This is a genomic window from Agathobaculum massiliense (genome assembly GCF_900291975.1).
In the GTDB taxonomy this organism is placed as follows: Bacteria; Bacillota; Clostridia; order Oscillospirales; family Butyricicoccaceae; genus Agathobaculum; species Agathobaculum ammoniilyticum.
The window spans coordinates 184,631-210,026 of sequence record NZ_OMPN01000001.1 but is presented as its reverse complement, the minus strand read 5'-3'; the positions used below and the strand labels follow the sequence as shown (position 1 = coordinate 210,026).

Genomic DNA, 25,396 nt, shown 5'->3' with positions numbered 1-25,396 from the left:
TCAAATTTATTCATTCCATCTTCTCCAGTTTTGCAATAATATCCGTAAAATAGTCAGGGAGCGGTGCAGAAAAGCACATGACTTCCTCTGTTCGCGGATGCTGTAAGGTAAGGCGCGCGGCATGCAGGCATTGTCCGCCGATATGAGCGAAACGGTCTTTGGCAAGGCCGTACAGCGGATCGCCGATAATCGGATGCCCGACCGACGCCATATGCACGCGGATCTGATGCGTCCGTCCGGTTTCGAGCTGAAAGGCCATATGGGAATAACTGCGGAAACGATGCAACACCTTATAATGGGTCACGGCGTTCCGTCCGCCTTCCATCACAGCCATTTTTTTGCGATCGGTTTTATGGCGTGCAATCGGCTTATCGATGGTCCCGCTGTCCAGTTTAGGGGATCCGACGACGATTGCTTCGTACCCACGAAACGCGGTATGCGCCGCAATCTGTGCCGCGAGGCTTTGATGTGCGGTGTCGTTTTTGGCCACAACCAGCAACCCGCTGGTATCCTTATCGATCCGGTGTACAATGCCGGGACGCAGTTCGCCATTGATACCCGACAGGCTGGTCCCGCAATGGAACATCAGTGCGTTTACCAGAGTGCCGGACCAGTTTCCGGCAGCGGGATGAACGACCATCCCGCGCGGTTTGTTGACGACAATGATGTCTGAATCCTCATATATAATATCCAGCGGGATATCCTCGGGACTCAGGTCTACCTCCCGCACTTCCGGAAGCTGGACCAGGATATCCTCTCCACCCGACAGCTTATAATTCTTTTTTACAGCCTTGCCCGCAATGGTGACAGCCTGTTCCGCAAGCAGGTTCTGCACTGTAGAGCGGGTCAAGCCTGGAATCTGTTCCGCCAAATAGCTGTCGATCCGCTGACCGGATTCCGTATCCGGTACGGATAACCGAAAGTTATTCTTCATGCGCCTGCTCCGAAATTGTCTGTTCGTCCTCTTCTGTGAGCTTTGCAGCTTCTTTCGGCGGCTGTTCTTCTTTCTCTTTGTGCTGGAACATGACATACAGGACGAAAAGCACGCCGCCCGTGCAAATAAAGATGTCCGCGACATTGAATACTGGAAAATGGATCAGACGAAAATCGAATAAATCCACGACAAAACCGTGTATCACACGGTCGATCGCATTACCCACCGCACCTGCGGCAATCAGGACCAGGGACCATTGTCCAAGCTGCGTCTGCATTACTTTTTTTTGCAGCAGAACCAGAATGACCACGGTGATAACGCAAGCCAGCGCAACAAAGATCCATCGGGAATCAAACTGGGAGAACAGGCTGAATGCGGCGCCTCGATTCTCTACATAGGTCAGATGGAATACGTCGCCAATAATCGGTAGGGTGCGCAGATCTTTCAGTTCATTCAGCGCCCAAGATTTAACAAGCTGGTCAATTTCGACCATAATCAGTGCCGCGAAGACAAATAATGGCATACATATTGACTCCTATCATAAAAAGGGAACAGAAAATTCTGTTCCCCTTTCGCTTTCATTTAGCCGACAACCTCGGCGCAGCGCGCGCACAAGGCGGGATGCTTCGCGTTGGCCCCGACTGACTGGGACTGCTTCCAGCAACGCAGGCACTTCTCACCCGCAGCGCGGCCGACTGCAATCTTCAGTCCAGGGAGGTATTCGCTCACCATGCCGCTTCCCTCACCCGCGACAACAGCAAGCTCGGAAACAATGCACAGATCAGCCAAATCCTGGCCGCAGCCAATGAGGAAGGCCGCCGTATCCTGGTTTGCATACACAGTGACATTGGCCTCCAGCGGCTTGCCAATGACTTTTTCATTCCGAGCGCCTTCGAGCGCCTTGTTGACATCATCGCGGAATGCGGTTAGCTTGTTCCACTTTTCACAATCCTCCTCGCTGAACGCCAAGGAATCGTCTACAGCAGGCATTTCATTGTACGCTACGTTGCGGATGTCGTCCTCCTCTGTGTGCGGCATAGCCTGCCAGATTTCGTCCGCAGTGAAGCACAGGATCGGGGAAAGCATGCGCACCAGCGCGCTGAGGATATTATACATTGCGGTCTGGGCCGAACGGCGGCTCAGGCCCGTCGTATCATCACAATACAGGCGGTCCTTGATCACGTCCAGATAGAAATTGGACATATCAACAACGCAGAACTTATGGATTGTATGGAATACCGTGTGGAACTCATAGGAATCGTATCCCTCGCGAACCTTGGCAACCAGTTCGTTCAGTTTCATCAGCGCCCACTTGTCAAGCTCCGGCAATTCCGTATACGCAATCTTATCAGTCTGGGGATTAAAGTCAAACAGATTGCCCAAGATATAACGCGCTGTATTGCGGATCTTCAGGTAATTCTGTGACAAATGCCCCAGCATGTCCTTGGAAATACGCATATCCTGCCGGTAATCCGAGGATGCAACCCACAGGCGCATTACATCCGCGCCGTACTGTGCCAGAATATCATCCGGCGAAATGCCGTTGCCGCGCGATTTGGACATTTTCTGCCGTTCCTCGTCCACGATCATACCGTGGGTGATAACCGTCCTATAGGGCGCTTTGCCCTGCGTGGCAATCGACGTCAGCATGGAAGATTGGAACCAGCCGCGGTACTGGTCGTTGCCCTCCAGATATACATCCACCGGTGTCGCCTGATGCTCGCGGTTTTCAATGACTGCGCGCCAGGATGAGCCGGAGTCAAACCAGACATCCATAGTATCGGTTTCTTTTTCAAAATCGCTGCAGCCGCACTCGCATTTGATATTCGATGGAAGAATTTCAGATGCCTGCATATCGAACCAGGCGTTCGATCCCTTGTCACGGAACAGGTCCGCAACAAGCTGAATCGTCCGCTCGTTCACCAGCGGCTTGCCACATTTTTTGCAGGTGAAGATCGGGATCGGCACGCCCCATACGCGCTGGCGGGAAATACACCAATCCGAACGTTCGCGGATCATGGAAGTCATGCGCTCTTCGCCCCAGGCCGGAATCCATTTGATCTGCTCGCATGCCTTGACAGCATCATCCTTGAGTGCATCCACTGAACAGAACCACTGCTCGGTCGTACGGAAAATGATCGGGTTCTTGCAGCGCCAGCAGTGCGGATAGCTGTGTACGATCTCTTCGATTGCCAGCAGCGCGCCGCAGGACTTGAGATCTTCCAAGATGACCGGCGTGGACTTTTCATAATACAGATTTGCGTATTTGCCCGCGTCGGCGGTCGTCATCCCCTTGCCATCAACCGGTACGATGATCGGAATATCGTACTTCTGGCAGACAATGAAGTCATCCGCGCCGAAGCCGGGCGCGGTATGAACGCAGCCAGTACCGGCGTCCAGTGTAACATGGTTACCGCAAATCACAAGACTCTCGCGATCCATGATCGGGTGCTTGGTGCGCATCAGCTCCAAATCGGAGCCCAGCAGCGTACCCAGCACTTCCCAGGAATCAATCCTGGCTGCTTTCATAACGGCTTCGACCAGTTCCTTGGCGAGCACATAAATATCGCCTGACGGAACCTTGACCAGATCATATTCAAACACCGGATTGACCGAGATCGCAAGGTTGCCCGGCAACGTCCAGGTGGTTGTGGTCCAGATCACAAAATAGACATTTTCCAGCCCGCCGGTAATGGAGGCGATTTTGCCGCCCTTGTCATCCGTTACATGAAACTTGACATAAATCGAGGAACAGGGCTCATCCTGATATTCGATTTCCGCTTCAGCCAGCGCAGTCTCATCGTGCGGACACCAGTAGACCGGCTTCATGCCCTTGTAGATGTACCCGCGCTTTGCCATCTCGCCGAAAATCTCAATCTGGGCGGCTTCGTAATCATGTGTCAGCGTCAGGTATGGACGCTCCCAGTCGCCGATTACGCCCAGACGCTTGAACTGCGTCCGCTGCGTGTTCACATGGTTATGCGCAAATTCCTCGCATTTGGAACGGAATTCCGCAGTGGAAACCTTATCACGGTCCATGCCGTATGCCTTGATTGCCTGTCGCTCGATCGGAAGACCGTGCGTATCCCAGCCCGGGATATACGGCGCCTGATACCCCATCATATTGCGGGAGCGCACAATAAAATCCTTTAAGATCTTATTGAGCGCATGGCCCATATGCAAATTGCCATTGGCATAAGGAGGGCCGTCGTGCAGCACAAAAAGCGGCTTGCCTTTGTTCTTTTTCATCATCTCATGATAGATGTCCTGCTTTTCCCAGCCCTCTAAAAAGCCAGGTTCGCGCTTCGGCAAGCCGGCGCGCATCGGGAAATCGGTTTTGGGAAGATTGATCGTCTTATTGTAATCCTGCTGCATGTTGCAGTGTCAGTCCTTTCGCTTTTACTTTACTTCTTTCGGATCGTAATCCGCGCCAAATTTCAGCTCGCCAAAGTCAAATTTGCGTGTCGCATCCGCGATCGGCGCATCAGCCTTTTCCAGCGGAGCCGCTTCCGCACTGGATGGCGCCGCAGCAGCCTGCGGTGCTTTTTCCGATGCCTGCTCGGCTGACGCCGGCTGCGGACGGACTAACTTCTCCCCCTTCGCCAGCTCTACAAGCGCCTTGGCCTGCGCCTGATAAACAGCGGAAACGCGCGCTATGAACTCGATGGTGTTCTTTTTTGCAGCCTCGAGCTTCTGCTCCTCAAGCTGTATCTCGTCCTGCGTGCTTTTCACCTTGTTTTCGGTTTCATTTTTGGCGACGGAAACGATTTCCTCCGCTTCCTTTTTCGCCCTGTCAATCGTATCCTGCGCTATGGTCTGCGCGCTCATCAGCGCCCGGCGCATGCCGTCCTCCACACCGCGGTACTCCTCTATTTTATCGACGAGCACTTTCATTTTCGCTTTGAGTGCAGCGTTTTCCTTTTGCATGGAGGCGAATTCTTCGGCGACCCGCTCTAAGAACGTATCGACTGATTTCATGTCGTATCCGCCGAAAACCGCTTTTTCAAAACCAATTTCCTGAATTTCCTGCACCGTCATATAGTTTTCCTCCGTTATATTCTATATCCGCCGTTTTACGGGAAAATGGCCGGGCTTTGCCCGACCACTTCGCTTTCCCCATAAATTACAAGCTGTAAAGCAGCATCAAAACCAACTCAAGGGTAAAAAAAGCGAGCAAAAAAGCAATGTCAATCGGAACGTTTCGCAACGACCGGACCCCGTCCAGCAAATGGCGGAACGGTAATACCAGCGGTTCTGTGACCGTATAAAGGAATTCATATATCTTTGAATCCCTGCCCTGAGCGAACCAAGACATAATTGCCCGCGCGAAAAGCAAAAATTCCAAACATCGAACGATCGACGTGACAAAATTCAAAATAAAAAGATTTATCACAGCGGACCAACCTTAAAAATACATGCCGCTGCTTTCCAGCTCATCGATCAGGTCCCCCATAATATCGACGTTATAGGGCGTGATGATATATGTGCTGTTGGCAACTTTTTTTATTTTCCCCTCATTTGCGTATGCCACGCCGCTCAAAAAATCAACCAGACGACGGGCAACATCCTTATTGGTCTGCTCCAAATTGAGGACAACCGTGCGCTTATCTTTCAAATGGTCTGCGATCTCCGCCGCATTCTCAAAGCGGTCGGGCTTTACAAGAACAACAGCCAGTTGCGTTGTGGCGTTGATATTGACAACTTTATTGCTGCGGCGGGACGAAACCGTGTCGGAAGCGATGCTGTCATAAGCGGAAGGCGAGCTGCCCATCACAGGCTCTTCGCTGCGCTTACGGGGCAGTTCCTCCTCGAACTCATCTTCGATTTCCTCGCCCTTTACCCAATCGATAAAGCCTTTGATCGAACCCATACCAAGTTCCTCCTTACGTTTTAAGGCGAGACGATCTGATAAGGCCGCGCGCCAAAGATCGCCGTGCCAATGCGAACCATGTTCGCACCGCACGCAATCGCCGTTTCGAAGTCATTTGTCATACCCATAGACAAATAATCCATATTTACATTATCGTATTTTTTCGTCAAAATGTCAACAAATACTTGGTGCATTTCGGTGAAATAGCTCAAGTTTTTTGATGTTTGGTCAGCGATCGGCGGAATCGCCATCAGGCCGCGGATGTGCAGCGACTTTTTTTCACACAATCTGGAAACCGCGTCATCCAGTTCTTCTAGTAGCAGGCCGCTTTTGGCAGCCTCTCTGCCAATATTGACCTCCAGAAGAATATCCTGTCGGATGCCGCGCTTTTCCGCTTCCCTGGCGATCGCCTCGCCAAGGCGCACCGACCCAACGGACTGGATCAGGGATACTTTGCCGATCAGGTATTTGACCTTATTGGTCTGCAGTGTACCGATAAACTGCAGGTCAGCCCCTGCATAGGCATTCTGCTCGTATTTATCGAGCAGCTCCTGCACCCGATTTTCCCCACAGACGCGGATGCCACATGCGATAGCGGTGCGCACCCGTTCAGCGTCATTCATTTTGGACGCGGCAACCAAAATGATATCCTTCGGGTCGCGGCCGACTTTTTCCGCTGCGGTGTCGATCCTTTCCTGTACGGCCTGTATCCGGCTGTAAAGCTCGCTTTTTTCCTGTTCTGTCATGTTCTCACCACCATATTATTTTGCAGATTTTTACCGCGGACAATGATTTGATCCTTTGCAACCAGCGCGCCCGCATCCGTTGCGCTCTGCTCCACAACATAATAAGAATCTGTTTCGTACAATTTATGGATCGTTTTGAATTTTTCAACCGAGCCGCTTAAAATGTATACGCCGATTTCATTGCCATCCATGCGCACCGCCTGCTTGGGAACGCGCAGGCCAGTATAGGAGGCGATAATGATCTCTATCGGCTGGCTCCTCATAGAAACCATCTCACTGTCAAAGCTTGTCCCCTCCAGCACGACCAGAGCGGTTGCACTGTTATGCTCCTTGATGATGGAATATACCGATACCGGCGCTTCCATAGAGGCCTGTGTGAAGTTTATACGCAGGTTTTGCCCTTCTGTAAGCCGGTTCGCGTCTTCGGTGGAAACCTCTGAAACAAGATACCAGCTGAATCCCTGAATGATTTTCCCCATGGAAGAGGAATCCGCCTGTACCTTTCCCTGCTGCGTCAGCTCGTGGAATGTGTCGATTGTCAGCTCATCCAGCACTTCCGGAGTCAATATTTGTTCATACCCATCCACATTATCCGAAAAATAGCCGGAAAACGGTGCAGTAAGCTGGCTTGTCCTGCCGGAAAGCTGCGCGTTCAGGCTGTCCCGTTCGGCTGCCAGCGCATCCCGCTCCGCAGTAATTGCAGCGGTATCGATATGCCCTGATTCCCGCCGGAGTGAAAGGGTACGGAGGGAATCCGCAGAAGCGGACAGCGATATCCCCGAACCGCTGCGGACCTGGCCGGCCATCTGCTGCAGGGCAAGCGTAATCAATTGGTCAATCTTTGCCGAATCCGCTTCGTCGTTCGACGATTGCAGCGCGGCATCCAAAAGCTCAATTTTATTTTCCAGAGGCTCCAGCTGCCGGCTGATGGCAAGCGCCGCTTCATCCGCATAGATGGTTGCGAGCGGCGCGTCCTTCTGGACGCGCTCCCCGCTGTAAACGATATGTTTGGCCGATTCCCCCGTCCGTCCCTCGATGGGCGCTTCATCGCGGAAAAACCAACCGACTGCGTTAAAGCTGTCGTTGACCGAAACCTGAACGGCCGGCTCGGTTTCCAGCCCGCCGAAATAAGCGGAAAAGATTTCAAAAAACACATAGGCAAAGATAACGGCGCCGGCGATGACAAAGGCGAGCCGGTTTCCATAATTGCGGCGTTTCTTCTTTTTTCGCTGGGGAATTCTTTCTTCTTCCATGCTGAGTCCTCATATGTATTATTCCGCCGGCAGGTGCTCCTCCCTCTGAGTAAACAGATCGACACGCCGCTGCGGAATGATCGTTGATATTGCATGCTTATAGATCATCTGCTGTTTCCCATCGGTTTCCAGTATGACAATAAAATTATCAAATCCACGGATGATTCCGCGCATCTGAAAACCGTTTGTCAGGAAAACCGTTATCGTTTGTCCCTGCTGGCGCAGCACGCTCAGCATCCTGTCCTGCAGATTGATTTCGTTTCGCACAATGATTCCTCCAATAATTTACATTTTCTGGTATCATTGTACACCGAGTTTTTGCAGATAATTTGTCGCATCCTGTAATACGGAAGCAAAGTCCTCGCTATTATTATAATAAATCCAGTGGATGTTGTCATCTCTTTTTAACCAGGTAAACTGCCGTTTTGCATAATTTCGGCTGCGCTGCTTGAGGAGTGCAACGCATTCCTCGAGCGACTGTAGACCCTCCAGATATCCCAAAAGCTCTTTGTAGCCGATGGCCTGCGCGGCTGTTCCGGTCAGCGCGCCCTGCATCCAGAGGCGTCGTGTCTCCTCCAGCAGTCCGTCTATCAGCATTTGATCGACGCGGCTGTCGATCCGCTGATACAGCGTTTCCCGCCTTGCCGGACAGACGCCGATCTTGGCCGCCCGATACTTTGGCGCGGACCGTTTATGCAGGCGGTTCAATTGCTGGATCGTCATGCCGGTCTGTTCGTACACCTCAAGCGCGCGGATCACGCGCTTGAGGTTATTGGGATGAAGCTTGCCCGCGCTTTCCGGATCAACTGCGGACAGGCAGGCATGTACCGCCGCGTTCCCCTGCTCCCGCGCCATCCTCTGATATTTTTCCCGCACGGAAAGATCGGTTTCGTCGCCGGAAAAAGTGCTGCATTCTATCAGCGCGTCCATATACAGACCGGTTCCGCCCGCGACAATCGGTATCCTGCCGCGCGCCAGAATGTCCTGTGCCGCCGCATCCGCCAATTCCACATAGCGCGCAACGGAAAAAGGCTCGTCAGGCGCACAGATATCCAGCATGTGATGCGGAACGCCCTTCCGCTCCCCTGTGGTCGGCTTGGCTGTGCCGATGTCCATTCCCCTGTATATCTGCATGGAATCGGCTGATATGATCTCGGTATGCAGTTGTTCCGCCAGTGCAACAGAAAGCGCTGTTTTACCGCTCGCGGTAGGGCCGCAGATGCAGATCAGACGGTTTTCCATGGCTTTCTCCCTCATTGATTGACGCGCTTGAAGAGCTTATCCAATTCGTATTTCGTTAGCCGCACGGTGGTTGGGCGCCCGTGCGGGCAAGAGCGGATATTTTCGTCTGCCAGAACACGGTCGCAGAGGTCTTGCAATTCAATCTGCGTCGTTGCCCTGCCAGCCTTGATCGCCGCCTTGCAGGCGACCGTATGGATCAGGTCGTCCAGTTGGTCCGGCACGGTTGCGCGGCTGTTCATCGCCTTTTCAGCCAGCTCGCCGATCACGCTTTGCACGTCTCCGCTGTCCAGATAGGCCGGTACGCTGCGCACGGCAAAGCTGTTTTCACCGAACGGATCGATGGAAAACCCCGCTTTCCGAATATCGCCGAGCCGAGCCTGTATCGCCGCCGCTTCCTCTCCGGTCAACTCCACGATTACCGGCGCAAGCAGCTCCTGCTGCGGCATATCGGTTTCCGCGCGCATTTTATTGAACAGGATGCGTTCATGCGCGGCATGTTTATCGATCAGAATCAATCCATCCTTGTCCTCCGCGATCAGATAGGTCTGAAAGCATTCTCCGATCACACGCGCGCCAGTGTCAAGCGGTTCAAGGCGCGGCTCCTGCGGCGCGGGAGCGGTGGACTGCTGCTCCTGAGCTTCCGGACGCGATTCAGCGGCAGGCGCAGGCTCATGGACCGGATAGGGACGAAATGTGTGCTTCGGCGGGTCTCCCTCCCAGATGCGCGGCGCGGCAGCATAGCCGGTATAGGGGCGCGGCTTCTGCGCACGCGGCGGCACGGAAACCAAAAAGTCTTCCAGTTCAGGCGGTTCTTCGGCAGCGGCCTTGGATACGGGTGCAGTGGAAAAAGAGGGGGCCGGAACCGCGAACCGTTGCTGCTCCTGCGTCAAATGGTCCTCTCTTGGTCTGGCGGGAGCCTCCTTTTCCCTGTGTTCGAGCCGCGGCATATTGTCATTCGCCGAGATCGCGTTTTTGCAGGCAATATAAACTGCCTCAAACACCGGCTTTTCCTGTGAAAACTTTACCTCGGTCTTGGCGGGATGGACGTTTACGTCCACCGCTGCGAGCGGCAGCTCGAGAAACACCGCGCCGGAGGGATATTTGCCGGTGATGATAGCGTTGCGATAGGCTTCCTCCAGCGCGGCCTGCATCAAGCGGCTTTTGACATAACGCCCATTGACAAAGAAATGTTGCATCGATCGGTTGGGCCGTCCTGCGTGCGGCTTCACAATATAGCCGTATACGGTCATGCCGTTGCGTTCGGTTTTCGGCACTTCGATCATATTGGCGGTCATCTCCTTACCGAATACAGAAAATACCGGCGCAAGAAGCTTACCTTTCCCGTCCGTGGAAAATACCTGTTTTCCGTCCCGAATCAGTGTAAAAGCGATTTCCGGATGGGAGAGCGCGGCATGCTGCACCACGCCAAGGATATAGCCTGCCTCGGTGAAATCCTTTTTGAGGAATTTCATGCGCGCGGGCGTGTTGTAAAACAGGTCGCGCACAACGATTGTTGTGCCTTCCGGACAGCCCGCTTCCTCGTTTGCCTGTATTTCCCCTGCTTCCAGATGCAGATGGAGGCCGGCGAGCGCGCCCCCCTGGCGGGTGAACAGGTCGATGCGCGTGACCGATGAGATCGCCGCGAGCGCCTCTCCGCGGAAGCCCAGCGTGCCGATTGCGGCCAAATCTTCCTCTGTTCGCAGCTTGCTGGTCGCATGTCGGCGGAATGCGATGGGGGCGTCCTCCGCCGACATGCCGCAGCCGTTATCCGCGATGCGCAGATAAGTGATGCCGCCGCTTTCGATTTCCACCGTGATGCGGGTCGAACCCGCGTCGATCGCGTTTTCGATCAGCTCTTTGGCGACGGAGGCCGGTCGTTCGACCACCTCGCCCGCCGCGATCAGGTCGGCCAGATGCGGGGATAATTCATGGATAATTGCCATCGTTACTTCCTTTCAGGATACAAGGTCAAGCATAATAAGACACCCTATCAAACCAGCTTTTTCAACTCATACAGCGCGTTCAGTGCCTCGATCGGGGTCATTGTATCCACCTGAAGCGCGCGCAGCCGTTCGGCGACCGCGTTTCCGGAAAGGCTGTCCATTGTCATTTGCGGCACTTCGTCCTCTTCCGCGACCGCGCGCAGCTCGATTTTGGGCATGGTCGCTTCCAGGTCCGATAGCACGGCCTTGGCGCGCTTGATGACCGCGTTCGGAACACCCGCGAGCTTGGCAACCTCGATGCCATAGCTGTCATCCGCGCCACCGCGCACAATTTTGCGCAGGAATGTGATGTCATCACCGCGCTTTTTGACCGCGATGTTATAATTTTTGACGCCCTTTACCAATTCTTCGAGAACGGTCAGCTCATGGTAATGTGTGGCAAACAGGGCGCGCGCGCCTACCTTTTTCTTGTCAGCGACATATTCGATCACCGCGCGGGCGATGCTCATGCCGTCATAGGTCGAGGTGCCGCGGCCAATCTCGTCCAGAATCAGCAGGCTGGATTTGGTTGCATGCTTCAGGATATCCGCGACCTCGCTCATCTCGACCATAAAGGTGGACTGGCCGCTGGCCAGGTCGTCGGATGCGCCGACGCGTGTGAACACCCGATCGGCCACGCCGATATGCGCGGAGGAGGCGGGCACAAACGAGCCGATCTGCGCCATAATTGTGATCAGCGCGACCTGGCGCATATAGGTCGATTTCCCCGCCATATTGGGGCCGGTGATGATGGCGACACGGTTTTCCCCGCTGTCCAGCACTGTATCATTGGGGATGAATAGGCTGTCCGCCAGCATTTTTTCCACCACCGGATGACGTCCATCCCTGATCTCGATGCGGTCGGTAAAATCCACGACCGGACAGGTGTAGTTGTTGTCGCAGGCTACCTCTGCCAGCGCGCACAACACATCAAGCGCAGCGACCGCCTGCGCGGTTTTCTGAACGCGATGCACCTCGGCGGCGATCTGTTCGCGGATCGTTACGAAGACCTCGTATTCCAGCGTTGTCAGCCGCTCCTGCGCGCCCAGCACGGTGCTTTCGAGCTGCTTGAGTTCCTCAGTGATATAGCGTTCGCCGTTGGCGAGCGTCTGCTTGCGGATATAATCCTCCGGCACAGCGTCCGCGTTGGATTTGCTGACCTCTATGTAATAGCCGAATACGCGGTTATAGCCAATCTTGAGCTTGCTGATACCGGTCCTTTCACGCTCGCGCTGCTCGATCGCCGCGATCTTCCCCTTGCCGCCGGAGGCGAGGTCGCGCAGGTAATCGATTTCTTCATGGTAGCCAGCACGGATCAGGCCGCCCTCGCGCAGTAGGATGGGAGGCTCGTCCACAATGGAAGTCTCGACCAGCGCGCGGATATCCTCCAGCAGGTCGATGTTGGCCGTCAGCTCCTGCAGCATGGCCTGACCGAACAGCGCCGCCTGCTCCCTGATCGCAGGCAGGCACGCGATCGTGGACGAAAGTGCGCGCAGGTCGCGGCAGTTGGCCGTGCCATATGTCACGCGGCCGATCAGCCGCTCCATGTCGAACACCCTTTTAAGCGCGTCGCCCAGCGCCGTACGGGCGATCAAATCGTCGCACAGCGCCCCGACCGCCTGCTGGCGGCGCACGATTTGAAGCGGGTTGTACAGCGGCTTCTCCAGCCATTGGCGGATAAGGCGCGAGCCCATCGCGGTTCGTGTTTTATCAAGCACCCAGAGCAGCGTCCCTGTTTTTTCCTTGGTGCGCATGGTTTCACAAAGCTCCAGATTGCGGCGCGCGATCAGATCCAGTTCCATATACTGCCCCTGGTGGTATACCTCCAGATGATTGAGCGCGGCAAGGCTTGCCTGCTGGGTCTGCTCCAGATAGTCAAGCAGGCCGCCCAGACATTGTATGGCCCGAGGCAGGGCAGTCAGGCCCGCCGCATCGAAATCCTCTATGCGAAAATAATGGGAGATGCGCTCGGAAGCACGCTGCGCGTCAAAACAATCCTCCGGCATCGGCTCTACCAGCGCTTCCAGCCGTTCCTTCAAAAAAGAAAGAAGCGTTGCGTCAGCCACTGCCATGCCGCCGACCAGCACCTCACGCGGACCGAAGCGTCCCAGCTCGCTGAAAATATGCTGCCAGCTTTCCGAGCCGGTCGCATAGACCTCTCCGGTCGTGATATCCGCAAAGCATACGCCAATACCGCCCTGTTCCGCGTAGATGCAGCCAAGGAAGTTGTTGCGGCTTTCATCCAGCATTGATGCTTCGACGACCGTACCCGGCGTCACCCTGCGGATAATCTCGCGCTTGACCAGTCCTTTTGCCAGCTTGGGGTCCTCCATCTGTTCGCAAATGGCAATGCGGTACCCCTTTCGCACGAGCTTTGCGATATACCCCTCCGCGCTGTGGTACGGCACGCCGCACATGGGCGCGCGCTCCTCCAGGCCGCAGTCACGGCCGGTCAGCGTCAGCTCAAGTTCGCGGGAAACCAGTTTGGCGTCGTCGAAAAACATCTCGTAAAAATCACCCAGACGGTAAAAAAGGATGTAGTCCTTATTTTTGTTTTTGATTTCGAAATACTGCTTCATCATGGGCGTGAGTTCAGCCATTATCGTACCTCTTTCTACAATTTTCGCGCAAACAGGCAGCGAAGCGTTGTCTTTTCGATCTCAGCTTGGATAAATTCCCCAGTTTGGATACCGTCTCCGCATACGCAAACGAGCAGGTTCCCCTCCGTGCGCGCGGTATAGGGATAGTCGGGGCCTTTGGCCATACCGTCCACCAGCAGACGGAGCCGCTTCCCCTGATAGGCAGCCTGCCGTTCCGCGACGATCTCGTCCTGTACGCGGAGCAGCCGTTCAAAGCGCCGCTGTTTTTCCTCCGGCGTCACCGGATCCTCGTACGAGGCCGCCGGCGTGCCGCTTCTCGGGGAGTACAGGAAGGTAAAAAGCAGATCAAACCGCACCTCGTCGACCAGCGCAAGGGTCTGTGCAAAGTCCTGCTCGGTTTCACCCGGGAAGCCGACGATGATATCGCTCGAAAGGGTGATATCAGGCATCTTTTGCCGCGCGTCTTGGATCAGGGTACGATAGCTTTCCGCAGTGTAATGCCGGTTCATGCGGCGCAGAATCTCGTTACTTCCCGACTGGAACGGCAGATGCAACTGCTTTGCCACCTTTTCACAGTCCGCCATGGCGTCGAACAGCCTGGGGCTAGCATCCTTGGGATGGCTGGTCATGAACCGCAGCCAGAAATCGCCGGGTACGGCGTTCAGCCTTCGCAGCAGGCCGGCGAAATCGATATTTAGCCCCAGGTCCTTACCATAGGAGTTGACGTTCTGGCCGAGCAGCGTGATCTCCTTGTATCCCGCGGCGATCAGCTCGCGCAGTTCCCTTTCGATTTCCTCCGGCCGGCGGCTCCGTTCGCGGCCGCGGACATAAGGGACGATACAATAGGTGCAGAAATTATTGCACCCGTACATGATGGACAGCCACGCTTTCGCGCCGCGTGCGCGCAACACAGGCAGGCCCTCCGCGATATCGTCCTCCCCGCCGATATCGAACACGCGCTTTTTTTCCGTCAGCACGCGGTACAGCAGCGACGGGAACCGCCACAGTGCGTGCGTACCGAACAGCAGGCTAACCTGCGGATAGCTTTTTTTGATCTTTTCTACGTTTTTCTCCTGCTGCGCCATACAGCCGCACAGGGCGATGATAACCTCCGGCCGGCGCTTTTTCAGGTGGCTGAGCGCGCCGATATTGCCGAACGCGCGGTCCTCCGCATGCTCGCGTACCGCACAGGTGTTGAACAGGATAAAATCCGCCTCATCGGCATTGTTGGTCATCTCGTAGCCCATTTCGTGCAGCATGCCGCGGATGCGCTCGGTGTCCGCCTCGTTCTGCTGGCAGCCAAAGGTGTGCGTATAGGCGCGCGGGCGTTTGTCTCGGATCAGCCCCGCTACCGCATCGATATAGGTAAATTGTTTATCAAGCTGTTCTTTAGAAACAGTAACTGGAGCGGGCATTTTATGCCTCCTCTTATCGGAATGGGGTGCCGTCAGCCGTAAATACGTTCATGCGGTGATACGCGCTGAACGGGATATCGTACTGCGGCAGATACTGCCGGATCGCCCTTGTCAGGTATTCCGGACTCATGTTATTGTTGCCCGCGGCGGTGGTGACGACGGCGGTCACCTCGTCTCCGCTTTCGGAAACGGTTAAATCGCACATCAGGTCCTTCATATTGACCGTCTTTTCCCCGCGCTTGGAGCGCTTGATGATTTCGACCGACGGGCGACAGAACAGCGCGCGCACTGCGCCGGTAAAGCCTGCGGGAGCCGCATCCTCAAAGCCCCAGGTGATGCGGTACTGCGACCATGCAATCGCGCCGACCTTCATTCCCCCATCCTCGAGGGGATAAATCTCAATCGCGCGCAATCCCGCGGGGAACACGTCGTTGAGCGCTTCCACCGCGTTTTCTGGCACTACTTCGGAGGTGATATTGAAATCCAAGAATTCACACTCGCCCGAATAACCGGTTGAGAGCGGCAGGGCGACCGACACATAGGCGTGCTGGTTGAAGCCCTCGGTAAACCACAGCGGCATCTGACAGCGCGCCATCGCTCGCTGCATAGTGTGCATCAGGTCGAGGTGGGAAATATACTTTGCCCGTCCCTCCTTGGCAAATTTCATTCTGGCCTTAAACACAGCACTTCCCTCCCTTCAGCAGGGCGTTCGCGCCGCAGCCCGCGCATTTGTGCATGCAGTCGGGCGTGACCGCCGCTTCGCGGGACAGCTCCCATTCGCGCTTGAGGTGCTCCTTGCGTGTGCCGCAGCCGATGTGGTCCCACGGGAATATCTCGTCCAGCGGGCGCTGGCGGGACGCGTAGAACGCAGGGTCAAGTCCGCAGTCGGCAAAGGCCTGCATCCATTTTTCATAGTCAAAGCACTGATCCCAGCTGTCCATCTTGCAGCCGCGCTGCCAAGCGAGGTAAATCGCCTTTCCCTGCCGCCGGTCGCCGCGGGCGATCACGCCCTCAAGCACTGAAGTCTCGGCGTCGTGCCAGTTGTAGGTGACGTTTTTGGTCTTCATGATGACCTTCATATGTGCCTGCTTCTCGCGGAACTGCTCGAGCGTATCCTGCGCGTCCCACTGGAACGGGGTCTGCGGTTTGGGTACAAAACAGGAGGCCGAGGCTGTGATGCGCACGCCGCGCGCACGGTTATTGGTATTCATGCGCCAGCAGTAGGCCACCTTTTTGCAGATTTCCGCGATACCGTCCAGATCCTCATAAGTCTCGGTCGGCAGGCCGATCATGAAGTATAATTTTACATTGTTCCAGCCGCCCTGAAACGCGATTTCACACGCGTGCAGCACGTCCTCCTCGCGGATGTTCTTGTTGATCACGTCGCGCAGGCGCTGGGTACCTGCCTCGCAGGCAAAGGTCAGGCCGCTTTTGCGCGTTTTCTGCACGCGCTGCATCAGTTCGGCGCTGAAGCTGTCCGCCCGCAGCGAGGGCAGCGACAGGCTGATGTGCCGCGGCTCACAGTAGTCGAGCATGCACTCGGTCAGGCCGGACAGGTCGCCGTAGTCGCTGGTGGACAGCGAGGAAAGCGAAATCTCCTCATAGCCCGAGTTTTTGAGCACGGCCTCCGCCTGCTTCAGCAGCACCTCCTTGGACTTGGTGCGCAGCGGCCGGTAGGTATGCCCTGCCTGGCAGAAGCGGCAGCCGCGCGGGCAGCCGCGGAACAGCTCGATCATCGCGCGGTCGAACACGATATCGGTCGAAGGAACAACAAAGGATTCCGGATAGTACATGGTGTCCAGATCACTGACGATGCGTTTTTGCACCAGCGCGGGCGCGCCATGCGTGGGCGTAACGCGGTCGATGGTGCCGTCCTCGTGGTAAGCGACCTCGTATAGCGAAGGAACGTACATGCCCTCGATCTGTGTCGCCTGAATCAGGAAGGTCTGCTTGGTCCAGCCCTCGCGCTTGGCCCTGCGGTACAGGTCGGTGAACTCGAGCATGATCTCCTCGCCGTCGCCGATCATGAACAGGTCGACAAAATCCGCGAGCGGTTCTGGATTGTAAGCACACGGCCCACCGCAGGCGACCATATGTTTCAGCTCCGTGCGGTCTTTCGCCAGCACCGGCACACCGCCGAGGTCGAGCATATTCAAAATATTGGTAAAGGAAAGCTCGTATTGCAGGGTGAACGCGATGATATCAAATTCATAAAGCGGATCGCCGCTTTCCAGACCGTAAAGCGGGATGTCCGCCTGCCGCATTTCCTCCTCCATGTCGATCCACGGCGCGCAGATGCGCTCGCACCAGATTCCTTTCTGGTCGTTGAGCAGGCCGTACAGAATGCGGGAACCCAAGTGAGACATGGCGACTTCATAGGTGTCCGGAAAACAGAAAGCGAACCTGAGGTCTACGTCCTTTTTATTTTTCATCACTGATCCCCATTCGCCGCCGACGTAGCGCGCCGGCTTCTGTACGCGGGACAGGATGGCTTCCATCTTTTTGTGCAAGTCGTTTTCCTCCAAAACAAGATACAGAATCAGTATAACATAAATCGAGCAAAAAGACCATACCATCTTGAATCTGGCATGGTCTTTTTCTTTATTTGATGCCTAAAATGCGGGCCGCGTTGAGTACGGTCAGGATAGTAAGCAGAACATCTGCCGCGATTGCCTGCCACATGCTTGTCACGCCCAGGATGGTGAGCAGGACCAGGATCACTTTGATCGCCAGCACCAGCACCATGTTTTGCAGCGCGATATTGTGTGTTCTGCGGCAGACCCGCATGGCGTCGGAAAGGCGAGTCAGGCTGTTGGTCATAATCAGCACATTGGCGGCGTCCGCGGATTCCTGTGATCCGGCTACACCCATCGCCACACCGACGTCCGCCAGCTTAAGCTCCTCGATATCGTTTACGCCGTCACCCACATAAGCCGCCGTACCGTCCGTTGGGATCGTGCGGAGCAGGAATTCCATTTTCGATGCCTTTTCCTCGGGCAGCAGGCCATAGTGGACCGTATCGATTCCGACTGCGTCCGCGGTCTGCTGGGTAGGCGATTCGGTATCGCCGGTCAAAATGACCGTGCGCAGGACCCCTTGGCTCTTGAGGCCGGAAACCGCCTCCGCCGCTTCCGGACGGACGGTATCCTCAAGCACGATCGCGCCGGCATAATCGCCTTCATAGGCGACATAAACGACCGTGCCGCGGATATCCGGCACGCCCTTTACGCCGCGCGATACCATCAGCCGGCGGTTGCCGACAAGCAGGTTCCGGTTGCCGATGCGCGCGCGCACGCCCCGTCCCGGGAACTCCTCAAATTCGCTGATCTTTTGCGGCACGCTCTGATAAGCGGAAACGACCGCGCGGGCGACCGGATGCTTGGAGAGCTGCTCCGCAGCGGCGGCCAGCGCAAGGATGCTTTCCTGATTAAAATCCTGTGTTCCGTGGATCTCCTTGACACGCAGGTTCCCTTCGGTCAAGGTTCCGGTTTTATCGAAAACAACCATACGCAACTCGGCCATTTTCTCTACCGCTTCACTGCCCTTGACATGGATGCCCTTTTGCGACAGGCGGCCGCTTCCTCCCATAAAACTGAGCGGGACCGAAATTACCAGCGCCGTCGGGCAGCATACCACAAGAATCGTCAGCGCGCGGTAGACCCAATTCTGCATCGGGGTACTGGAATTGAAAAGAGGCGGGATGACCGAAAGGAGTATCGCCAAAACGACAATGACCGGAATAAAGCGCGCCGCGCCATGCATCACACTGTCCTCCAGAGAGGCTTTCCGGCCCGCCCCCTCCTCCTGTACACGCATGATCTGGCTGACCGCGCAGTCCTCAAATTTTGCGGTCGCCCGCAGCAGCAGCAAAGAACCGGTATACAGGCTGCCGGCCAGTACCTTGGCGTTTTTAACCACCGGTGCCGGCTCGCTGTCGCCAGTCAAGACCGTATCATCCACTATGCCTTCGCCGCGCAATACAATGCCGTCAATCGGGATGCGCTCGCCCGTCCGGACCAGAACAAAGTCGTCCACACGGACCTCGGCGGGTGTGACCTGCCGTTCTTCTCCCTGCATATTGACGACCGACGCCCGTTCTGGGATGAAATCAACCTGCTGGGAAAGCGACTTGTGCGTGGAACTGAGCACCAGATCGCTGATCATTTTGCCTACGCCATGCAGGATCAGGACCACGCTCGCTTCCGCGTGCAGCCCAAGCAGGAACGCACCGAACGAAGAAACCAGAATCAGCAGGTATTCGTCAAAATATTTCCCGTGGGTAAAGTTGCGCGCCACATTCGCGGCGATCGGCAGAACCGTGATCAGATAGGCGATCAGATACAGAATGAACGCGACCGTGTCGCTGGTACGCTGCAAAAGCAGCCCTAGCAGCAGGAAAACCACCGCCACTGCCAAACGGACCGACGTAAAGCGAACATCCATCATAGACATGGGCTGATAAGGCTCCGCGCCGCCGCGTCGCGCGTTTTCCCTGCGCAGGCGGGTCTGCTCCCGCCGCCGCATTCGGGCGTGATACCGCGCGCGTTCGATCAGAGACATGCCCTCTGTCTCATCTGGCTGCTCAGGTTCATTTTGCACCAGAGCAAGGCTTTCATCCAGCGGAGGAAGCGCTTCGGTATTCTCCTCTTCAGCCGTCTCCCTCTCGGGTTCGGGCAGTTCCTCCTCTTCCGCGGCTTCCGGCTGTCCCTCCTCAGGAACGTCCTCTTTCGCTTCCGGCTGCTCCTCGTCCTGCGGCAGTTCTTCCTGCGGCGCCGAATCTGTTTTTTCCTCTGCCTCCTGCGGAGGAGTCTGTGCAGGCGCGGAACCGGCAATCGGTGTCGCTGTCAGCGGCTCTACCGGAAGCTCTGGAAAATCAGAAGCGCTTTCTTCAAGATCGGACAAAATATTTTCCACAAAATCGTCGGAAAAAGCGATCGGCCCTGCGGAAACCTGCGCCAGAAGCTCTTCCGGCGCGCCCATATTCTGCGGCGTTTGCCCTTCTTCACGATTTCCAGCCGGCTGATCCTCCGGCCGGTTTTTCTTTTCGTCCATCGTCTATCCCTCCTGTACATGCGCAATGCCCTGTGCCAAAATTGTCTGAATGTGGTCATCGCACAGCGCATAATACACGGTTTTTCCATCTTTCCGGCTCTTTACCAGACGCGCCTGCTTCAAAAAGCGGAGCTGGTGGGAAATCGCGGACTGGCTCATCCCCAACAGCGACGCAATATCACAAACGCATAATTCCTCTATTGCCAGAGCGGTCAGGATGCGCAGCCGTGTTTTATCGGAAAACGCCTTAAAAAAATCTGAAGCGGCCGATGTGATCTCATCTCCCGGCATCGTGCTGCGCGCCTGCCGTACGGCATCCGTATGGACGATATGCTCCTCGCAGCATTCCACCTCGGTTTGATTCTTTCTGACTGCCAACGAAACCCCTCCCGAGACACATAAGTACCTATTAAAGTATAGTATCATTCAAAAGCCAATCTGTCAAGAATACAGCAAAAAACCAGCCCGCCGGAGCATATCCGGCAGGCTGGCCGCCACGGCTTACTTTTCGGTTTTCGGATCAGTCATAACTTCCTTAAATGAAGTTGCCAATCCTGCAAGGCTCTGTATTTCGCTCGGAATAATGATTTTTGTCGCCTTGCCGTCCGCTGCGTTGCTGAACGCTTCCAGCGATTTCAACTTGATGACCTGTTCGGTCGGAGCAGCGTTGTTTAGGAGGGAAATCGAATCAGCCAGCGCTTTTTGCACGGTCAGCAGGGCTTCCGCCTCGCCTTCCGCTTCCTTGATTTTTGCCAGGCGGTTGGCTTCTGCCGCCAGAACGGTCGCTTCCTTTTCGCCTTCCGCTACCAGAATAGCGGACTGCTTTTTGCCTTCTGCCACCAGGATGGATTCGCGGCGCTCGCGTTCGGCCTTCATCTGCTTTTCCATGGATTCCTGAATTGCCGCCGGCGGGATGATGTTCTTCAGCTCCACACGGTTGACCTTGATGCCCCACGCATCCGTAGCCTCGTCCAGAATCGCGCGCATTTTGGTATTGATGATGTCCCGGCTGGTCAGCGTCTGGTCCAGTTCCAAATCGCCGATAATATTGCGGAGCGTCGTTGCCGTCAGGTTTTCGATCGCTGCCATCGGGCTTTCGATACCGTATGTGAACATCTTCGGGTCCGTAATCTGGAAATAGACAACAGTATCGATCTGCATGGTTACGTTATCCTTCGTGATCACAGGCTGTGGCGGAAAATCGACGACCTGCTCCTTGAGCGTCACCTTGCGGGCGATCCGCTCAAAAAGCGGCACCTTAAAATGCAGGCCTGTGTTCCATGTGCCGCGGTATGTGCCAAGCCGCTCCACGATAAAGGCTTTCGCCTGCGGTACAATAACAATATTGCTGCCCAGAAAAACAATCAGCAGGATCGCCAAAACAATCCAAATCATCGGAACTAAATAAGGCATAGTGTTCTCCTTTACTTAACTGAATCTTTATCCAACCTTTTTACGATCACCTTGACGCCGCGGATTTCCAAAATTTCGACCATTGCGCCCTGCGGGACAAGGGAATCATCCGCGCTGCGTGCAGTCCATATATTTCCCGATATACGGACTGCGCCAGTTTCGCGGATATTGTCAATCCCCTCCGTTACGATAGCAGATTGACCAATGATGCGGTCTGCATTGGTCGCTTCCTTTTTGGTCTTGAGGAAGCGCCGGCAAAACGGACGGACCAGCAGAAGCAAAACCGCGGAGAACAAAACGAAGATGACCAACTGCGCGGACATCTCCAGCCCAATACTCGCGGCGATCAACGCTGCAACGCCGCCGACCGCAAACCAGATTGCCGACAGGTCCAGCGAAAAAGCTTCGACCGCAACGCCGATGATGATAACAGCCACCCAGATATAGAGACTGTCAACGCCAAAAATCATATTTACTATCCCCTCCTTTGCTCTAGTATATCATGACCGGCGGTAAAAGTACAGCAAAAACAAATGAGGGTCGTGTCCGTGCCTATGAAAAAATACTCCGACTTTAATTGTCGGAGTATTTTTTTAAACCGAACGGGAATTTGGATTAATACATGCCGCCCATATCCGGTGCAGCCGGAGCCGGAGCTACAGGTTCCTTCTTATCCGCAACCAAGCTCTCGGTGGTCAGCACCATGGAAGCCACGGACGCCGCGTTCTGCAGCGCGGAGCGGTTAACCTTGGTCGGGTCGACGATACCATTGGTGATCATATCGCCATATGTCTCGGTCGCCGCGTCAAAGCCATAGCCGACCTTGCCGGAATTCTTGACCTTATCGACAACGATTGCGCCTTCAATGCCCGCGTTGATCGCAATCTGTGCCATCGGCGCCTCAAGGCCGCGCGCAACGATCTGCATGCCGGTCTTTTCGTCGCCCTCGGCGGTCTCGGACAGCGCCTCGACTGCTGCGATCGCATTGACATACGCAACGCCGCCGCCGGCTACGATGCCTTCCTCAACAGCCGCGCGGGTCGCGTTGAGGGCGTCCTCGATGCGCAGCTTCTTCTCTTTCATCTCAGTCTCGGTAGCAGCGCCGACCTTGATGACCGCTACGCCGCCCGCCAGTTTAGCCAAGCGCTCCTGCAGCTTCTCACGGTCAAAGTCGGAAGTTGTGCGCTCGATCGCGCCGCGGATCTCGGCTACGCGGTTGGCGATATCCTGCTTGTCGCCCGCGCCATCCACAATCGTGGTGGTTTCCTTGGTGACCTTGATCTGACGCGCAGAACCCAGCATATCCATGGTGGCGTCCTTAAGCTCGATGCCGATCTCTTCGGAGATTACCGTGCCGCCGGTCAAGATCGCGATATCACGCAGCATATCCTTGCGGCGGTCGCCGAAGCCCGGCGCCTTGACCGCAACACAGGTGAACGTGCCGCGCAGGCGGTTAACGATCAGGGTGGACAGCGCCTCGCCCTCGATATCCTCGGCAATAAGCAGCAGCTTCTTGCCGGACTTAACAACCTGCTCCAGAATCGGCAGCAGCTCCTGGATGTTAGACAGCTTCTTGTCCGTAATCAGGACCAGCGCATCGTCCAGATTTGCTTCCATCTTCTCGGTATCCGTACACATATAGGGGGTGACATAGCCGCGGTCAAACTGCATGCCCTCGACAACCTCGGAATAGGTTTCCGCAGTTTTGGACTCTTCCACCGTGATTACGCCGTCGGTCGAAACCTTTTCCATCGCCTCCGCGATCAGCTGGCCGATCTCGTCATCGCTGGAAGAGATCGCACCGACACGGGCGATATCATTGGAGCCGTCAACCGCCTTGGAATTCTTGGCGATCGCTTCTACCGCCGCATTGACCGCCTTGGAAATGCCGCGACGCATGACCATCGGGTTTGCGCCCGCAGCCACGTTCTTCAGACCCTCTCGCACGAACGCCTGCGCGAGCACGGTCGCGGTGGTGGTGCCGTCGCCCGCCACGTCGTTAGTCTTGGTCGCAACTTCCTTCACAAGCTGCGCGCCCATGTTCTCATAGGGATCGTCAAGCTCGATCTCCTTAGCGATGGTGACGCCGTCGTTGGTGATCAGCGGCGCGCCGTACTTCTTGTCCAGAACAACATTGCGGCCCTTCGGACCGATCGTAACTTTAACGGTATCGGCGAGCTGATCGATGCCGCGCTGCAGCGCCTTGCGCGCGTCCTCGCCGTAAATAAGCTGTTTCGCCATGATAAATTACCTCCTCAAATTACTCTACGATTGCAAGAATATCGCCCTGACGAACGATGATGTAGGTTTCGCCGTCCAGCTTGACCTCTGTGCCGGTGTACTTACTGGTAATGACCTTCTGGCCCTTCTGGACCTCCATTTTGATCTCCTTACCATCGACAACGCCGCCCGGGCCGACCTCGATGATTTCAGCGACCTGCGGCTTTTCCTGCGCAGACGCGGTGAGGATGATGCCGCTGGCAGTGGTCTCCTCCGCCTCGATCATCTTGATAACAACACGATCAGAAAGGGGCTTGAGTTTCATAACGGGTTCCTCCTATAAAAATTAAAGTTGACTGAATCAGGGTTTAGCACTCTTTTGTCCTGAGTGCTAACTCGATTATTATATTACATCAACTCTTTTCGTTGTGCAAGAGTTTTTTTGGAAAAACTGACATAAAATTTATGAATTTTTTGTGAATCACTTTGACCCGTTTTCTCGTTTTTTAGCAGACGAATGCATTGAGTGCTTATAGTACATATGAAGCTCGCATTTGATCATGCCGTTATACAGCTTCCGCCTTTTATCCGCTGGCCGGCTGTAACAGCGCTCAAACAGCGGGTCCGAGCTTAGAATATACTGCTTCATCGGTGATTTCCCTGTTGCGCGTCCGAACGCACGATAGAGCGCTTCCGCCTGCTGCACATCGAGCAGCCGTTCGCCATATGGGGGATTGGCAAACACCACCCCTTCCCCGCTGTAATCGTGCTGCACAGCATCTACCTGCTCAAAAAACACCGTACCCGCAACGCCCGCTTTCCGTGCGTTCTCCATGGAAAGCTGGACGCATGCTGGATCGATATCGCTTCCAACAATCGAAAACCGCGCGCCGCCATCCGTCAGGTCGATGGCCGCTTCGCGAGCCAGCCGCCAGGCGTCTGCGTCAAGGCAACCCCATTTCTCCGCCTCAAATGACCGAAGCAGCCCGGGCGCGCGCCGCTGGGCGATCATCGCCGCTTCAATCGCAATCGTTCCCGAACCGCAGAATGGATCCAGCAGCGGTTCTCGTCCACGCCAGCGTGCCAGCTTGACCATGGCTGCCGCGAGCGTCTCCCGCAACGGCGCGGCGTTGCTGTTTGCGCGATATCCGCGCTTATGCAGCCCCAGGCCGGAGGTATCCAGAAATACCTCCGCTGTATCGCGCATAATGGAAAACTGTATCTGGTATTTCGCGCCGGTTTCCTCGAACCAGGATAGACCATAGGCATGTCCCAAACGTTCCACCACCGCTTTTTTCACGATCCGCTGGCAGTCCGGTATGGAGTGGAGCGCCGAATCAAGGCTGTACCCCTTGACGGGGAAGGACCCGTCCCTCGGAATAAACTGCTCCCAAGGCAGCGCGCGCACACCCTCGAACAGAGCGTCGAAGCTTTTCGCGGGAAACACGCCGAGACGGATCAGGACGCGCTCCGCACAGCGCAGGTTCAGATTGGCCCATGCGAGCGTATTTTCATCTCCCGCAAATAAAACCCTGCCGTTCTCGGCATGCACTTCCTCCAGCTTTCCCCCGAACCGAAGTTCGTCCGCGACGATCCCTTCCAGCCCGAACAGAGTCGGGCAGCACATGGTCAGTTCCATTCGATTCCCTCTTTTCTTCCGAAAAAAAGC

22 protein-coding genes are annotated in these 25,396 nt (G+C 55.5%); all 22 read right to left on the bottom strand.

Going from position 1 to position 25,396, the window contains the following annotated elements:
• Positions 1–10: 10 nt before the first annotated feature.
• Positions 11–934, bottom strand: a complete 924-nt coding sequence (locus tag DBQ51_RS00980) for an RluA family pseudouridine synthase (RefSeq protein WP_107630503.1) — start codon at positions 932–934, stop codon at positions 11–13.
• Entirely contained in the window at positions 924–1,457 is a 534-nt protein-coding gene (gene lspA / locus DBQ51_RS00975; protein WP_107630502.1) for a signal peptidase II, read from the bottom strand. The genes DBQ51_RS00980 and lspA overlap by 11 nt, the downstream gene beginning before the upstream one ends.
• A 59-nt stretch (positions 1,458–1,516) precedes the next feature.
• The gene (ileS, locus tag DBQ51_RS00970) at positions 1,517–4,309 is read right to left on the bottom strand and encodes an isoleucine--tRNA ligase (RefSeq protein WP_107630501.1); all 2,793 of its coding nucleotides are present in this window, start codon (positions 4,307–4,309) and stop codon (positions 1,517–1,519) included.
• A gap of 24 nt (positions 4,310–4,333) precedes the next feature.
• Positions 4,334–4,972 (bottom strand): DivIVA domain-containing protein, encoded by a 639-nt coding sequence (locus DBQ51_RS00965; protein WP_107630500.1) that lies wholly within the window; start codon positions 4,970–4,972, stop codon positions 4,334–4,336.
• 85 nt (positions 4,973–5,057) lie between these two features.
• Positions 5,058–5,327: a YggT family protein gene (locus DBQ51_RS17470; protein WP_082396650.1), complete on the bottom strand. Its 270-nt coding sequence runs from the start codon at positions 5,325–5,327 to the stop codon at positions 5,058–5,060.
• A gap of 12 nt (positions 5,328–5,339) precedes the next feature.
• Positions 5,340–5,804, bottom strand: a complete 465-nt coding sequence (locus tag DBQ51_RS00955; protein WP_054325952.1) for a cell division protein SepF — start codon at positions 5,802–5,804, stop codon at positions 5,340–5,342.
• A gap of 20 nt (positions 5,805–5,824) precedes the next feature.
• Positions 5,825–6,550, bottom strand: a complete 726-nt coding sequence (locus DBQ51_RS00950; protein ID WP_107630499.1) for a YggS family pyridoxal phosphate-dependent enzyme — start codon at positions 6,548–6,550, stop codon at positions 5,825–5,827.
• Positions 6,547–7,803, bottom strand: coding sequence for an HlyD family efflux transporter periplasmic adaptor subunit (locus tag DBQ51_RS00945; RefSeq protein WP_107630498.1), 1,257 nt, complete (start codon positions 7,801–7,803; stop codon positions 6,547–6,549). Before DBQ51_RS00945 ends, DBQ51_RS00950 begins: the two co-directional genes overlap by 4 nt.
• An 18-nt stretch (positions 7,804–7,821) precedes the next feature.
• On the bottom strand, positions 7,822–8,073 hold the full coding sequence (gene hfq / locus DBQ51_RS00940; protein ID WP_199855207.1) for an RNA chaperone Hfq: 252 nt from the start codon (positions 8,071–8,073) through the stop codon (positions 7,822–7,824).
• Between the two features lie 30 nt (positions 8,074–8,103).
• Positions 8,104–9,045, bottom strand: coding sequence for a tRNA (adenosine(37)-N6)-dimethylallyltransferase MiaA (gene miaA, locus DBQ51_RS00935; protein WP_107630497.1), 942 nt, complete (start codon positions 9,043–9,045; stop codon positions 8,104–8,106).
• 11 nt (positions 9,046–9,056) lie between these two features.
• The gene (gene mutL / locus DBQ51_RS00930; protein ID WP_107630496.1) at positions 9,057–10,988 is read right to left on the bottom strand and encodes a DNA mismatch repair endonuclease MutL; all 1,932 of its coding nucleotides are present in this window, start codon (positions 10,986–10,988) and stop codon (positions 9,057–9,059) included.
• Positions 10,989–11,035: 47 nt separating this feature from the next.
• Positions 11,036–13,627: a DNA mismatch repair protein MutS gene (mutS, locus tag DBQ51_RS00925; protein ID WP_107630495.1), complete on the bottom strand. Its 2,592-nt coding sequence runs from the start codon at positions 13,625–13,627 to the stop codon at positions 11,036–11,038.
• Positions 13,628–13,641: 14 nt separating this feature from the next.
• Positions 13,642–15,042, bottom strand: coding sequence for a tRNA (N6-isopentenyl adenosine(37)-C2)-methylthiotransferase MiaB (gene miaB / locus DBQ51_RS00920; RefSeq protein ID WP_107630494.1), 1,401 nt, complete (start codon positions 15,040–15,042; stop codon positions 13,642–13,644).
• A 13-nt stretch (positions 15,043–15,055) separates the two neighbouring features.
• Positions 15,056–15,724 carry a TIGR03936 family radical SAM-associated protein gene (locus DBQ51_RS00915; RefSeq protein WP_054325945.1) on the bottom strand — a complete coding sequence of 223 codons (669 nt, stop codon included), beginning with the start codon at positions 15,722–15,724 and terminating at the stop codon, positions 15,056–15,058.
• A complete protein-coding gene (locus tag DBQ51_RS00910; RefSeq protein ID WP_107632108.1) occupies positions 15,717–17,540 on the bottom strand; it encodes a TIGR03960 family B12-binding radical SAM protein in 1,824 nt (607 codons plus the stop codon). Before DBQ51_RS00910 ends, DBQ51_RS00915 begins: the two co-directional genes overlap by 8 nt.
• A gap of 103 nt (positions 17,541–17,643) precedes the next feature.
• On the bottom strand, positions 17,644–20,094 hold the full coding sequence (locus tag DBQ51_RS00905) for a heavy metal translocating P-type ATPase (protein ID WP_107630492.1): 2,451 nt from the start codon (positions 20,092–20,094) through the stop codon (positions 17,644–17,646).
• Between the two features lie 3 nt (positions 20,095–20,097).
• Positions 20,098–20,472: an ArsR/SmtB family transcription factor gene (locus DBQ51_RS00900; protein ID WP_242977793.1), complete on the bottom strand. Its 375-nt coding sequence runs from the start codon at positions 20,470–20,472 to the stop codon at positions 20,098–20,100.
• 123 nt (positions 20,473–20,595) lie between these two features.
• Positions 20,596–21,489: an SPFH domain-containing protein gene (locus DBQ51_RS00895; RefSeq protein ID WP_054325942.1), complete on the bottom strand. Its 894-nt coding sequence runs from the start codon at positions 21,487–21,489 to the stop codon at positions 20,596–20,598.
• Between the two features lie 29 nt (positions 21,490–21,518).
• Positions 21,519–21,977: an NfeD family protein gene (locus DBQ51_RS00890; protein WP_054325941.1), complete on the bottom strand. Its 459-nt coding sequence runs from the start codon at positions 21,975–21,977 to the stop codon at positions 21,519–21,521.
• A 145-nt stretch (positions 21,978–22,122) separates the two neighbouring features.
• Positions 22,123–23,748, bottom strand: a complete 1,626-nt coding sequence (gene groL / locus DBQ51_RS00885) for a chaperonin GroEL (protein ID WP_107630491.1) — start codon at positions 23,746–23,748, stop codon at positions 22,123–22,125.
• 19 nt (positions 23,749–23,767) lie between these two features.
• On the bottom strand, positions 23,768–24,052 hold the full coding sequence (locus DBQ51_RS00880) for a co-chaperone GroES (protein ID WP_054325939.1): 285 nt from the start codon (positions 24,050–24,052) through the stop codon (positions 23,768–23,770).
• A gap of 156 nt (positions 24,053–24,208) precedes the next feature.
• Positions 24,209–25,366 (bottom strand): THUMP domain-containing class I SAM-dependent RNA methyltransferase, encoded by a 1,158-nt coding sequence (locus DBQ51_RS00875; protein WP_107630490.1) that lies wholly within the window; start codon positions 25,364–25,366, stop codon positions 24,209–24,211.
• Between the last annotated feature and the right edge of the window lie 30 nt (positions 25,367–25,396).

Bases quoted from the DNA above. Each gene is read 5' to 3' on its own strand.
- DBQ51_RS00980 (WP_107630503.1), bottom strand. From the start codon at position 934: ATGAAGAATAACTTTCGGTTATCCGTACCGGATACGGAATCCGGTCAG.
- lspA (WP_107630502.1), bottom strand. From the start codon at position 1,457: ATGCCATTATTTGTCTTCGCGGCACTGATTATGGTCGAAATTGACCAG.
- ileS (WP_107630501.1), bottom strand. From the start codon at position 4,309: ATGCAGCAGGATTACAATAAGACGATCAATCTTCCCAAAACCGATTTC.
- DBQ51_RS00965 (WP_107630500.1), bottom strand. From the start codon at position 4,972: ATGACGGTGCAGGAAATTCAGGAAATTGGTTTTGAAAAAGCGGTTTTC.
- DBQ51_RS00955 (WP_054325952.1), bottom strand. From the start codon at position 5,804: ATGGGTTCGATCAAAGGCTTTATCGATTGGGTAAAGGGCGAGGAAATC.
- DBQ51_RS00950 (WP_107630499.1), bottom strand. From the start codon at position 6,550: ATGACAGAACAGGAAAAAAGCGAGCTTTACAGCCGGATACAGGCCGTA.
- DBQ51_RS00945 (WP_107630498.1), bottom strand. From the start codon at position 7,803: ATGGAAGAAGAAAGAATTCCCCAGCGAAAAAAGAAGAAACGCCGCAAT.
- miaA (WP_107630497.1), bottom strand. From the start codon at position 9,045: ATGGAAAACCGTCTGATCTGCATCTGCGGCCCTACCGCGAGCGGTAAA.
- mutL (WP_107630496.1), bottom strand. From the start codon at position 10,988: ATGGCAATTATCCATGAATTATCCCCGCATCTGGCCGACCTGATCGCG.
- mutS (WP_107630495.1), bottom strand. From the start codon at position 13,627: ATGGCTGAACTCACGCCCATGATGAAGCAGTATTTCGAAATCAAAAAC.
- miaB (WP_107630494.1), bottom strand. From the start codon at position 15,042: ATGCCCGCTCCAGTTACTGTTTCTAAAGAACAGCTTGATAAACAATTT.
- DBQ51_RS00910 (WP_107632108.1), bottom strand. From the start codon at position 17,540: ATGGAAGCCATCCTGTCCCGCGTACAGAAGCCGGCGCGCTACGTCGGC.
- DBQ51_RS00905 (WP_107630492.1), bottom strand. From the start codon at position 20,094: ATGGACGAAAAGAAAAACCGGCCGGAGGATCAGCCGGCTGGAAATCGT.
- DBQ51_RS00895 (WP_054325942.1), bottom strand. From the start codon at position 21,489: ATGATTTGGATTGTTTTGGCGATCCTGCTGATTGTTTTTCTGGGCAGC.
- DBQ51_RS00890 (WP_054325941.1), bottom strand. From the start codon at position 21,977: ATGATTTTTGGCGTTGACAGTCTCTATATCTGGGTGGCTGTTATCATC.
- groL (WP_107630491.1), bottom strand. From the start codon at position 23,748: ATGGCGAAACAGCTTATTTACGGCGAGGACGCGCGCAAGGCGCTGCAG.
- DBQ51_RS00880 (WP_054325939.1), bottom strand. From the start codon at position 24,052: ATGAAACTCAAGCCCCTTTCTGATCGTGTTGTTATCAAGATGATCGAG.
- DBQ51_RS00875 (WP_107630490.1), bottom strand. From the start codon at position 25,366: ATGGAACTGACCATGTGCTGCCCGACTCTGTTCGGGCTGGAAGGGATC.